Source organism: Pedobacter sp. KH_004 (genome assembly GCF_057840755.1).
This window is the reverse complement of sequence record NZ_CM174519.1, coordinates 2,897,149-2,910,584: the sequence shown is the minus strand read 5'-3', so window position 1 is coordinate 2,910,584 and position 13,436 is coordinate 2,897,149. Positions and strand designations below refer to the sequence as shown.

Sequence of the window (13,436 nt, the reverse complement as noted above, 5' to 3'; positions counted from 1 at the left end):
TTTATGAGAGCTGATCATCAGTTACGTGCCTTGGAACAAATTTTAACCCATTACGATGGCAGTTTGCCACTGCATCGATTTTTACCTGGTTATTTTAAGCAAAATAAACAAATGGGTTCTTCCGATAGGCGATGGGCAACACGGCATGTTTACAGCTTTTTTAGATTGGGCAAAGCGCTTTTGCAATTGAATCAAGAGCAAAGGTTAAGCATTGCAGATTTTCTTTGCCATAACACGCTAAGTCCTATTGTAGAGAAGAACTTTCCAGAATTTATAGATCAAATACAACTTTCATTGCTGGAAAAGTTAGAAAAAGTCAAAGAGAAATTTCCAGCATTTGCATTAACAGATGTTTATCCTCACCACGAAAAGTTATCTGAAAGTTTAAATAAAGAAGATTTTTTCATATCATTCTTTACACAACCTGATTTATTCATCAGGGTTGCGGAAGGTCAGGCAGGACAGATTATTGATCAATTAAAAGGTGAAAATATTGATGTAAGACAGGTATCAAAAACCGCATTGGCTTTAGCCAACGGCACAAAGTTAGAAACCATTTTGAAAGAAGGATCTTATCAGGTTCAGGATTTATCTTCACAATATACTGGAGAATATTTTCTGCCTAACAAATGGGATAAATGGTGGGACTGTTGCGCGGCATCTGGTGGGAAAACCTTGCTTTTACACAGTCTGGAGCCCGTAATAGAGTTGTTAGTAAGTGATTTGCGAGAGTCTGTTCTATTGAATCTAGATGAGCGATTCCGTTTGGCAGGGATAAGGAAATACCATAAAAAAGAACTCGATCTTTTGAGAAATAATGATCAAATACTGCATCATTATCAATTCGACGGGATTATTTTAGACGCTCCATGCACAGGTTCGGGTACTTGGGGAAGAACGCCAGAAATGCTTACTTTTTTTGAAGAACGGAAGATAGATCAATTCGCCACGATACAAAAGGCTATTGCCACTAATGTGATTAAATATCTTAAGTCTGGAAAGCCTTTGGTTTACATTACCTGCTCCGCTTTTGCTGCCGAAAATGAAGATGTTGTTAATCACCTCCTGGAAACTTTACCCTTGACTTTAGAAAAAATGGAGCTTATTAAAGGTTATCAGAACAATGCTGATACGATGTTTGTGGCAAGATTGATTAAGCGCCAGGATTAATTAAGACTACTGGATTATTTTCAGATAATTTTTTGAACTTGTTTTAATGCACAGGTTATACATGCTCAAACCATGAATTGAAATTCTTTTTGACGTACTTCACTGCTTCGATTAAAACAGCAATCGCCCCAATTATTAATGTATATTCCTCAAAGCTGTTCATTTTCGTTAGCTTTATGTTTAGATCAATATACGAAATTATTGTTACAGATTCATTTTAGGATTGTCATTTAATACAATGATCGTCATTGCGAGGCACGAAGCAATCCTACAACTATAGCAGGTAGCGATCACATTAAGATTGCTTCGTCGTTTCTTTTGGCAACGACGACTTGGCGTGTAATGAAAAAACCAAGCTTCCTCATCTGTTTTGCGGTATTGAACCTTGAGATAAATGGAGGTGACGAATCTTAAAAATAATCCCTAAAGCCCCGTATTATTCCTGAACAACTTAATTGCAATGGCTAACAGGATTACCCCAAACGCTTTGCGAAGGATATTTAATCCTGTTTTTCCAAATAATTTTTCCAATCTCTCCGTATTTTTCAAAACGAAGTAAACAAAAAGCATATTCAAAATAATGCCCACTAAAATGTTTTGCGTTTGATATTCAGTCTTTAGGGAGAGTAATGTTGTCATCGTTCCTGCACCTGCAATTAACGGGAAAGCCAGTGGTACGATCGAAACCGTTTCAGGTGCTTCTTCTTTAAAAATGGTCAAACCTAAAACCATTTCCATTGCAATAAAGAAAATTACAAATGAGCCCGCAATAGCAAATGATTCTACATCAAGCCCTATTACCCTAAGAAGCGATTCTCCTAAGAAAAGAAATAAAATCATCAGGGCTGTAGCTACGATAGAAGCTTTTTCTGATTCGATATGACCTGCTTTTTTGCGTAGTTCTATCACTACCGGAATTGAACCTAAAATATCGATAATGGCAAAAATAACCATTGTAGTGGTTAAAATTTGGTTGAAGTCGAATTTTAAAAAATCGAATTTCATAGGGTGCAATTTTAATAAAGGTAAGTCAATTTGTATTAAATCATTATCAACAAATTCTTTAGAAATAGAACTGGGTTCTTAAAGTAAACACATTGTCTTTTCTATCGTCTGTATAATCTGGTATTTGGGTCGATTCATTTTTAATGATATCGTAGTATAAAACCGCTTTAAAGTGTGGATTAAAATGGTGCAAAAAGCCGAAGCCAAAGGTATCAAAGCGAACGTCAGCAGCAGTTAAGCCTCTGGTTGCCGAGATATCCATCCCTTTAACTTTCGAATTGGGATCGTACCAGTCATATTTAAAAATAAGTTGATTATCGGTGCTATTTAAGGTTTGCACAAAAGTGAAATAAGCGCCATTAAAGTTTCTGGTATAATAAGGCAATGGGACTGATTTATTATCGACAGGGTAAGAGCCCGGCGTAGTAGAAGTTGTGGCCGTTGCAGATTGAAGCCCGGAAATCACCTCTGCTCTTAATTCCGATTTCCAGCTTTTAATTGATGTTGCAAGCTGGATGTCCACTCCATAATACTTCCTCGGAGCAACCTTGTTCATAGTTGAAGCAGAAGAATCTTTAACCATACTCAAAATGCCATTTTGATTATCTATCTTATAACTCACAGGCAAGCGATGGTTTAGCCCGCCTTGTAAGGTACTTATTCCGCCAGCAATGGATAAACCCACGCTTTTTATTTTATATGGCTTATGGCTTAGTCTTGCAATTACGTCTTTACTGTTATCAAATTCTCCGGGACCAGCCAAGCCTTGACCATTGTAAACGCCTAAATCGAGTACGAAATTTTTGAGCGTAGCGTCTTTCCATCTTGGATTAAAGGTAAAAGTAACGCCTAAATCACGTTCGGTCTTCATTAAAATCTGCGACATCCGCCCACGTTCTGGGGCTTCCCTTACTGAAGAGGAGAGTTGTAGTTCATTACCAAAAGGACGGCCGGAAAGACCCAATGTGATATAGAGCAATTTCCACTTGTTTTCGTAATAACGTCCCCAAAAATCCCTGATATTAACGCCCTGCTCAGTTCCATCGAATTGCAAAACAAAATAGGTAGATGGACTTTGGTCATCATTCAATATCATATAATCGGCCCTTAGCCTGCCTCTTCTTAAACGAAAACGATTATTGGTGAACTCGCCAAAATTGCCACCCTGATATTCTGCCTGTGTACCGTTCGTTTGAGCCACCTGAAACTGAGGTTGCATGTAACCGCTAAATGATAATGAACCATATTTCTTGGAGATGATTAACAGGTGATTCACCGTTGTAGAATCCATGATATCATTTATAGTGCGTTGTGCTAAAGCACTTGAAGAAATAACGAACAAAAATAAAATACCAATAATGTATTTACCAAATGCCGATAAAAATGGTTGGTTCATGTAGCTGATTTTCTGCAAAGGTATATCAATAAAATCTTTACCAAAATAAATGGCACAAAAAAGCCCCGATTTCTCGAGGCTTTAAATATTTATTTCTATAATTCAGGTTTTGGAGGATCAACTGGAGTAACCACTTTTCCTTTATTTCTGAGTACTGAATTTCCTTTTCCGTAGAAGAAGTAAATCGCTACACCTAAAGCCATCCAGATTGCTAAACGAATCCATGCTTCTAATGGTAATGACGACATTAAATAAACACAAACAATTACGCCCATAATTGGAACAAATGGCACCAACGGCGTTCTAAATGGTCTTGCTCTATCTGGATCAGTTTTACGTAACAACATTACACCGATACAAACCAATGAGAAAGCGAACAAAGTTCCTATTGATACCATGTGGCCTAAATCGGTTACCGGAACAAAACCAGCGAATATGCTCACAAAGAACATAAAGAAGATGTTGGTTTTAAATGGCGTTCTGAACTTAGAGTGAATGCTACTGAAGAATTTAGGCAATAAACCATCTTTAGACATGGTATAAAATACCCTTGATTGTCCCATTAACATTACCAGAATTACCGAAGTGTAACCTGCTAAAATGGCAATGATTAATCCCATCTGCAGCCAACTATATCCTGTTACTTTAAATGCAGTAGCTGCAGGCGATGCATCACCTTTAAAGATAGAATAAGGAACTAATCCCGTCATTACGTGTGCAAACAATACATAAAGTATAGTACAAACTACTAGTGAACCTAAAATACCTATTGGCATTCCTTTTTGAGGGTTTTTAGCTTCCTGAGCCGCTGTTGAAACAGCATCGAAACCAATAAAGGCGAAGAATACTAGAGCGGCACCAGCTGCGATGCCAGAGATACCAAATTCACCTTTAACACCTGTATTTTCGGGAATATATGGCGTGTGGTTAGCAGGATTGATAAATTTCCATCCAAGCGCAATAAATACAATTACAACAGTAACTTTTACAATTACCAAAATATTGTTAAGACTAGCTGATTCTTTAGTACCACGGATTAACATGAGTGATAATAATGAAACTATAACAACAGCAGGAAGGTTAATTCCGCCGCCATCAACTTCAGCAAAAGATTTTGTTAAATAGAGCGGCATTTCCATTCCGAACTCGTGGAGGAGTTTATTGAAATAGCCAGACCAGGATACACCAACTGTGGCCGCTCCAAGTGCATATTCCAATACCAAATCCCATCCAATTACCCAGGCCATAAATTCGCCCATGGTGGCGTAAGAGTAAGTATAAGCACTACCCGCAACCGGAATCATAGATGCAAATTCTGCATAACATAATCCAGCGAAAGCGCAGCCTACCGCAGCCAATACAAATGATAAGGTCACAGCCGGACCAGCGTGGTCTGCAGCAGCGATACCAGTTAAAGAGAATAAACCTGCCCCAATAATAGCTCCAATACCCAATGCAACAAGGCTCGTACTGCTTAGCGTACGTTTGAGTGTGCCCTCTCCACTTTCAGCAGATTCTGCTATAAGCACATCAATAGGCTTTTTTAGATTCATAATTTGTTTAGTCTTTTATGTTTGTTGATTTTATGATAATAAGCGGTAAACCTAAATAAAAATTGCGAAAAACAAAAAGGGATTTTGCTAAAAACCCCTTTTAAGTCCTAATCTCTCTATGATTTTACAGTTAGTGTGTTAAAGTATCGGTACTATTGATCAAAGTATCGTTAATTATATTGCCAGATGCATCTATTTTCTGCTGAATCTTAATTTCTTTCCTAACTTCCTGCTGATGATTGCTAGGGATTGCCTTAACTGCGATGTATGGAGCAATAACTAATGAAACAATCGACATTAATTTGATTAAAATGTTCATTGATGGTCCAGAAGTATCTTTGAAAGGATCGCCAACGGTATCGCCGGTCACCGAAGCTTTATGTGGTTCTGACTTTTTATAAAACATTTCGCCATTGATCATTACACCTTGCTCAAAAGATTTTTTGGCATTGTCCCAGGCACCACCAGCGTTACTCTGAAAAATTCCCATCAATACGCCCGTTACTGTAACCCCAGCCAACAAACCACCCAAAACTTCCGGCCCGAAAGCAAATCCAATAATAATAGGTGTAATCAGTGCGATTGCACCCGGAAGCATCATTTCTCTGATTGAAGCCTTTGTTGAAATGGCTACGCACTTTTCATATTCAGGCTTTGCTTTATACTCCATAATTCCTGGAATTTCACGAAACTGCCTGCGAACTTCTTGAACCATATCCATCGCAGCCTTTCCAACCGCCTGAATACACAATGCTGAGAAAATAAAAGGGATCATCCCGCCCACAAATAAGCCTGCCAGAACTGGTGCTTTGTAAATATCGATAGCGCTAATACCAGCAATTCCAACAAATGCAGCAAACAAAGCCAATGAAGTTAAAGCTGCAGAGGCGATAGCAAATCCTTTTCCAGTCGCTGCAGTAGTATTTCCAACTGCATCTAAATTATCTGTTCTTTCTCTAACTTCGGGAGGAAGCTGGCTCATTTCTGCAATACCACCTGCATTATCTGCAATCGGACCAAAAGCATCAATGGCCAGTTGCATGGCGGTAGTTGCCATCATTCCAGCAGCAGCAATAGCTACTCCGTATAGCCCGGCAAAGTAATAAGACGACATGATCCCACCAGCTAATACCAAAATAGGAATAACCGTCGATTTCATTCCGACAGATAAACCAGCAATGATATTTGTAGCATGACCAGTAGAAGACTGTTGGATAATTGAGTTTACGGGACCTTTACCCATAGCGGTGTAGTACTCGGTAACAATACTCATTATGGTGCCCACTACAAGGCCGACCATGATCGCATAGAAAACGTTTATACTAGAAAACTCGTATCCACGTAAATTCAAGGTTTCAGGCAACATCCATTTTACGATGAAGAATGAAGCAACTGCGGTGATGATAATCGAAGACCAGTTTCCCAGATTCAGCGCATTTTGAACATTTGATTTTTCATCTTTAATGGTAACAAACCAGGTTCCTATAATAGAAAAGATAATGCCTAACCCACAAATCACCATCGGCAAAAGGATAGGGGACATTCCGCCAAAATTATCTTTCACATCTATTTCCTGCCCTAAAACCATTGTTGCTAAAATGGTTGCTACATATGAGCCAAATAAATCGGCGCCCATTCCGGCAACGTCACCCACATTATCACCCACATTATCGGCAATTGTTGCCGGGTTACGTACATCATCCTCAGGAATGCCCGCTTCCACTTTACCCACTAAATCGGCACCTACATCGGCAGCTTTTGTGTAAATGCCACCACCTACACGGGCAAATAAAGCAATTGATTCAGCTCCTAACGAAAATCCCGTCAATACTTCGATAGCGGTTTTCATCTCTACGCTGTTAACCGAGACTACATTAAAATATTTTAAAAAGACGATGAATAGTCCACCTAGTCCCAACACTGCTAAGCCAGCCACACCTAATCCCATCACTGTTCCGCCGGTAAACGAAACTTTTAGCGCCTGTTTTAAGCTAGTCCTTGCAGCTTGCGTAGTTCTTACGTTAGCTTTAGTGGCCGATTTCATTCCGATATAACCAGCACTTGCAGAAAAGAATGCACCAATTAAAAATGAAATCGAGATAATCCAGCTAGAATGCATAGGAACACCATTGATTTCGGTAATGGTTCCTGAATAAGCAAGCAAAGCCGCTGTAAATACAGCAAAAATGCTCAAAACTTTCCATTCAGCTTTTAAGAAGGCCATTGCACCATCGGCGATATAGCCAGCAAGTTGCTGCATGTTTTTATCCCCTGCATCTTGCTTGTTTACCCAGGCGCTTTTAATCATCATCACAATTATTCCAACTAGGCCCAACGCCGGAATAGTGTAAATTAAGTTGTCTTGTAAAAAATTCATAGTTAATATTTGGTTATTGGTTTGTTGATATCAAGTTCATAAAATTACCCTCATCAGTAAAGAACATTGATTTTAGCATTTTGGTTATTAGTTAGCAATATAATAATTTTATTTCCTTGTGGTTAAATAAAATAATAGAGAATGAAGGAATGACTGAAGTGCGGAATTTTCAACACATTCTTAATGCTAAATGTCATTCAGGCATTTCATCTTCATCAAAATAATACAAAGCAAGAAGTTGCTTTATGTATTTTTATAAATAAATTAGCCGCTAACTACAACTAAAAACCAAACTAAAAATTTAAAATGGAAAATCTTCAGGAAAAGGGATCTACGAAAAGGAAATTAGGTCTTTTTGATGCTGCGATGTTGGTAATGGGATCAATGATTGGTAGCGGAATCTTCATTGTCAGTGCCGATATCATGAGAAACCTCGGCTCTGGCTATTGGTTAATTGTGGTTTGGGTAATTACCGGGGTAATGACGGTTGCTGCTGCAATTAGTTATGGGGAGTTATCGGCAATGTTTCCAAAAGCAGGAGGTCAATACACTTATCTCAAAGAAATTTTTGGTAAAATGATGGGCTTCCTTTACGGCTGGGGACTTTTTACAGTAATCCAAACGGGTACCATTGCAGCTGTTGCGGTAGCCTTCGGAAAATTTACCGCCTATTTAATACCCGCTTTAAATGATGCCGCTCCGATTTTTCAAAGTGGTGGATATAAAATTACCTGGATACAGATTTTAGCCATTGGTGTGATTTTATTGCTTACTTATATCAATACAAAAGGTGTAGAAAGCGGCAAAATATTGCAAAACATCTTTACAGGATCTAAAATAGTGGCTTTAATCGGCTTAATTATCTTAGGCTTTCTGTTGGTGAAGAGCAACTTCTGGGCTGAAAACATGAGCTTCGGTTGGGATGCTTTTAATAATCTTAAAACAGATTCGGCTGGCAATTTGACCAAATCGGGCTGGGAATCTATTTCCGGAATGACTATTATGGGTGGCATCGCCGCTGCAATGGTGGGCTCTGTATTTTCAAGTGTAGCATGGGAAAACGTAACCTTCGTTTCGGGAGAAATTGAAAATCCAAAGAAAAATGTAGTCCGATCAATGGTTTTGGGCACTTCGGCAGTAATGATTCTTTATCTATTGGTTAACTTTATTTATCTGAATACCTTAGGTAGAGATAGTATTGCATTTGCTGCTAATGATCGGGTTGCTGTTGCTGCATCCGAACAAATTTTCGGAAGTGGGATCGGAACAATTGTAATGGCTGTTCTGGTAATGGTTTCTACATTCGGCTGTGTAAATGGTATCGTGCTGGCAGGAGCAAGGGTTTTTCAAACCATGGCACAAGACGGAATGTTTTTTAAAGCTGCTCTTGAAAACAATAAAAACGGAGTGCCTGAAAAATCACTTTGGATGCAAGGAATATGGGCCTCGGTTTTATGTTTGAGCGGCCAATACGGCAACTTATTAGATATGATTTCTTTTGTTATCGTGCTATTTTATATGATCACCGTTTTTGGCGTTATATATTTAAGATTGAAGCAACCCCATTTAGAAAGGCCATATAAAACTTGGTTATATCCAATAACGCCAATTGTTTACTTATTAATTGGTGCTGCATTTTGCATCTTGCTTTTGATATATAAACAACAATATACCTGGCCTGGGCTTATCATTGTTTTACTTGGTGTTCCGGTATATTTCTTTATCAATAGAACAAAAGAAGGTTCAGTTTAAAGTTGATATTAAAAAGTTAACATTGTAAGGGAGCAGATTTATTTGCTCCTTTTTGTAGAATAATGTCTGTAAGCTATTTTTTTATTCGAAAGCAGGTTTCTGTGTCCATCGGTTTCCGAGGTCCCGCCTTCACTCCAATCTTTTTATTTAAACCTTATAGGTTTTCAAACGGCTACGCCGAAACCTATAAGGTTTATAAAAAGGATTTCCGCAACAGTCGGGTTTAATCAATTTCAACAATTGCATGAAACTAAATCCGTGAACCAGACGGCATAAAAATCCATTTTACTTTTAATGATTGCTTGCCACGGTAGCCAGACGGGAAATCCCCCATTCAAATGGAATACTGTTTTGATTTTTAATATTTATGATCGATATGTAAACTTAAAAGCTAAAAACTTATACTATAAATCTATTTGTGTATTTTTGCGACGATGGGAACACAGGTTGATTTAGGTATAAAAGGATATAAAAATTATGGCACACATCTACGTGAAAAATATAACGGCCAGCGTGTATTTAAAGTAATCGTAGATGGTGGTTTTACCTGCCCTAACAGAGATGGTAGTAAAGGTTTTGGTGGCTGTACTTATTGCAATGTAGATTCTTTTACGCCCGAGCCGTCACGCAAGATGCCTACCATTAGGGAGCAATTGGAGGAGGGAATTAAGCGTGCTAGAACCAGTTACAAAGCCGATAAGTTTATCGTTTACTTCCAGCCGAACACCAATACCTATGCGCCAACACATTATTTAAAGATGATGTATGATGAAGCACTTTCAGTAAATACAGAAGATATTGTTGGTTTTTCGGTAGGCACTCGTCCCGATTGTATTGACGCAGAAAAAGTGGCTTTGCTGGAAAGTTACGCCGATCGTTTCGACGTTGATTTGGAAATGGGAATGGAATCCATTTATGATGAAACTTTAGAACAGATTAACAGAGGCTGCAGTCATGGAGAATTTGTAGCCGCAGTTAAGCTCCTGGAAAATAGTAAACTTGAGCTTTGTGTGCACACCATCTTTGGTTTCCCCTGGGAAACTAAGGAAATGATGCATGGCTATATTCATGAAATCAATCGTTTCCCTCAAATTAAGTTTGTTAAATTTCACCACCTTCATATTGTGGAGGGTTCTATAATGGGTGCAAAATATAAAAAAGAACCCTTTAAGCTTTTTACCCTAGAAGAATATACAAATTTGCTCTGCGAACTTATTCCGATGCTACGGCCAGATATTGTAATTCAGCGTTTATTTGGAATTTCCGATTGGGATTTGCTAATTGCGCCAAATTGGGGGTTAAATAAATCGGCAATTCAAACATATATAGATAAAGCGCTAGAAAAAAGAGAGGTTGTTCAGGGTTCTCTTTATTTAGGTTAATTATTTACCTTTTATTAGCTTTTTTATTAAATCCTGCGAATTATCGTAGGATTTTTTTTGTTTTTACGGCTTTAATGTGATAATATTCTTCAAAAAATTGATAAAAACTTGTTATTCTTTCAAAATATCCGATTTTGTTTTTGTTAAAATGCGCCTATAAAAGGTATCGTTTTTTGTTATCGTTTCATTTTTAGCGTTGTTTTTTGCTGTGTTTTATAAAAATTTGTTGTTTTTGTTATAATTATTTAATTAAATGATGTAAAAATTACAATATGTCGTATTTTTATAGAAATAATTATTGAATTATTAAGAGATTTATTAAAACAAACAAATTAAACTAAAAAACATGAGTAAATTTTCCCTCAAACAGTATGCGCCCTTCGCAGTCTTAATGATTGTGGCAATTGCGGCACTATTTATTCCTTTACTTCCAAATTTTGACGATGGAAAATACAGTGCACCTGATATTGCCTTCGTTTTAATTTCGGCAGCTTTGGTGTTTTTAATGACTCCTGGTCTTGCATTTTTCTATGGTGGTATGGTTCACCGTAAAAATGTACTATCAACTATGATTAAAAGTGTAGTTGCTGCGGGGGTTATTACTGTTCTTTGGACAGTTGTAGGTTTCAGTCTAGCGTTTGGAGAATCAATAGGTGGATTTATTGGAAATCCTTCAACTTATTTGTTCTTTCAAGGTGTAAACTCTGGACCAGCTTGGGGTACTATTCCTTTATCGCTTTTCGCTGTGTTCCAACTTATGTTCGCCATCATCACTCCAGGTTTGGTTGTTGGTGCTGTAGCTGAACGTATCAAATTTACTTCTTACATTTTGTTTATTGTATTGTTTGCCATTTTCGTTTACTCGCCATTGGCACACTGGACATGGTCGCCAGAAGGATTCTTATTAAAAATGGGTGTTCTCGATTTTGCTGGTGGTACAGTTGTTCACATTTCAGCTGGTATGGCAGCTTTAGCGGGGGCATTGGTATTAAAACGTAGAAAATCTCACTTAGAGCATAAAGAAGTTCCGCCTGCAAATATTCCTTACGTATTAATTGGTACAGGTTTACTTTGGTTCGGTTGGTTCGGCTTTAACGCAGGTTCGGCTTTAGGAGCAAACTCTTTAGCAGTTTCAGCTTTCTTAACCACAAATACTGCGGCAGGTGCGGCAGGTTTATCATGGATGTTCTTTGATGTAGCGAGAGGCAAAAAACCATCCGTTCTAGGTTTCTGTATTGGCGCAGTAGTTGGTTTAGTAGCCATTACTCCAGGTGCTGGTTTTGTAAGTATTCCTTCAAGTATCTTTATTGGTGTTATCGCGTCAGTAATCTCTAACCTGGTTGTTTCATGGAAACAAAAAACAAGCTTAGATGATACTTTGGATGTATTTCCTTGCCACGGTGTTGGTGGTATTGTTGGGATGATTTTAACAGGTGTTTTCGCAACAAAAACGGTAAACAGCATTGGTGCTGATGGTTTATTGTATGGCGGTACTGAGTTTTTCTTTACTCAGATTAAAGGTGCTGTAATCGTAATCATCTTCAGTTTTGTGGTGTCTTTCATCATCTTTAAATTTATCAACTTAATCCAACCAATTCGTGTATCAGAAGAGGAAGAAGAAATGGGACTTGATGAATCGCAACATAATGAAAAGTATTCTCAAGGTACATTGTTAGTGGAAGAGAGAGCTATCTACATTGAAAAAAATAGCCCTTTAACAGAACCAATAGCCTAACCTTCTATTAATATCTAAACCCAAATAAAGCTCAAACATGAAGAAATTTTTAACTGCTATTTTCGCAATGGCTAGCGCTAGCTGCGCCCTCGCTCAAGAAACGCCAACATCTCCACTCGAAATTTCGGGCTCGGTTGATACCTATTTTAAGTACGATTTTGCTAAACAAACCAATATCGGAACTTCATTTGCATCAGATCATAATTCAGTATCATTAGGGATGATTGATTTGGTTTTGAAGAAAAAAACCGGAAAAGCATCATTCGTAGGTGAACTTTCATTCGGACCAAGAGGCCAAACCCAATCAATTTTAGATGCTTCTGATGATGGATCATCTTTCCATATCCAAAACTTATACGTAAACTACGATTTTACAGATCAGTTTTCTATGACGGCAGGTTACATGGGAACATTTATTGGTTATGAAGTAATATCTCCGGTAGGAAATTTTAACTATTCTACTTCGTACTTATTCACCAATGGCCCTTTCCAAAATGCGGGAATTAAAGCAACCTATAAATTCTCTGATAAAGTAAGTTTAATGGCTGGTTTATTCAACGATTGGAATGTTTATACGGCAACTCGTGGCGTATCAAGTATTGGTGGTCAGTTAATGGTTTCGCCTGTTGAGGGCTGGACTGCATATTTGAACGTATTATCTGGTGCTGGTGGTGGTGGTTATGGCACAATTGCTGATTTAACTACTGCTTATCAAATTACAGATAAGTTCAAGTTGGGTTTAAACGCAGCCAACTATGATATCAATGATGATGCTGGCGGCTATGCTGGTGCAGCACTATATCCTCAATATGCATTTACAGATGCAGTTGCATTGGGTTTAAGAGGTGAGTATTTTAAATACAAAAATGTAAGTGGTATTGAAGGTGACAAGTATACTTCAGTTACGCTAACAGCCAACATAAAATCTGGAGGCTTAACTTTCATTCCCGAGGTTAGATTAGATCATAGCGGAACTAAACCATTTGCAAAGGAAAATGGAATGGCTGCTCCAAATGCCGGGCAGTTTTCATTAGCAGCTGTTTACGCTTTCTAAAGGCAATCAATA

At 38.0% G+C, this 13,436-nt stretch carries 9 protein-coding genes; 5 read left to right on the top strand and 4 right to left on the bottom strand.

Annotation, left to right across the window (positions count from 1 at the left end):
- Positions 1-3: 3 nt before the first annotated feature.
- Positions 4-1,170, top strand: a complete 1,167-nt coding sequence (locus AC3ITD_RS12610; protein ID WP_489360173.1) for an RsmB/NOP family class I SAM-dependent RNA methyltransferase — start codon at positions 4-6, stop codon at positions 1,168-1,170.
- A 423-nt stretch (positions 1,171-1,593) separates the two neighbouring features.
- Here AC3ITD_RS12610 and AC3ITD_RS12605 read toward each other — a convergent pair whose 3' ends face one another.
- The 4 genes from AC3ITD_RS12605 to AC3ITD_RS12590 form a co-directional block, all read right to left on the bottom strand.
- Complete coding sequence (locus tag AC3ITD_RS12605) at positions 1,594-2,175, bottom strand: MarC family protein (RefSeq protein ID WP_265800903.1); 582 nt, start codon at positions 2,173-2,175, stop codon at positions 1,594-1,596.
- Between the two features lie 58 nt (positions 2,176-2,233).
- Complete coding sequence (locus tag AC3ITD_RS12600) at positions 2,234-3,571, bottom strand: porin (RefSeq protein WP_489360171.1); 1,338 nt, start codon at positions 3,569-3,571, stop codon at positions 2,234-2,236.
- A 95-nt stretch (positions 3,572-3,666) separates the two neighbouring features.
- Entirely contained in the window at positions 3,667-5,124 is a 1,458-nt protein-coding gene (locus tag AC3ITD_RS12595; protein WP_265800901.1) for an amino acid permease, read from the bottom strand.
- A 130-nt stretch (positions 5,125-5,254) separates the two neighbouring features.
- Positions 5,255-7,501 (bottom strand): sodium-translocating pyrophosphatase, encoded by a 2,247-nt coding sequence (locus AC3ITD_RS12590; protein ID WP_489360168.1) that lies wholly within the window; start codon positions 7,499-7,501, stop codon positions 5,255-5,257.
- Between the two features lie 306 nt (positions 7,502-7,807).
- Here AC3ITD_RS12590 and AC3ITD_RS12585 point away from each other — a divergent pair, with 306 nt between their 5' ends.
- From AC3ITD_RS12585 to AC3ITD_RS12570, 4 genes are all read left to right on the top strand, one after another.
- Positions 7,808-9,253, top strand: coding sequence for an APC family permease (locus AC3ITD_RS12585; RefSeq protein WP_489360166.1), 1,446 nt, complete (start codon positions 7,808-7,810; stop codon positions 9,251-9,253).
- Between the two features lie 434 nt (positions 9,254-9,687).
- Entirely contained in the window at positions 9,688-10,635 is a 948-nt protein-coding gene (gene mnmL / locus AC3ITD_RS12580; protein WP_489360164.1) for a tRNA modification radical SAM protein MnmL/YtqA, read from the top strand.
- A 346-nt stretch (positions 10,636-10,981) separates the two neighbouring features.
- Positions 10,982-12,370 (top strand): ammonium transporter, encoded by a 1,389-nt coding sequence (locus tag AC3ITD_RS12575; RefSeq protein WP_265800895.1) that lies wholly within the window; start codon positions 10,982-10,984, stop codon positions 12,368-12,370.
- 37 nt (positions 12,371-12,407) lie between these two features.
- Positions 12,408-13,424: an outer membrane beta-barrel protein gene (locus AC3ITD_RS12570; RefSeq protein ID WP_265800893.1), complete on the top strand. Its 1,017-nt coding sequence runs from the start codon at positions 12,408-12,410 to the stop codon at positions 13,422-13,424.
- Positions 13,425-13,436 lie beyond the last annotated feature (12 nt).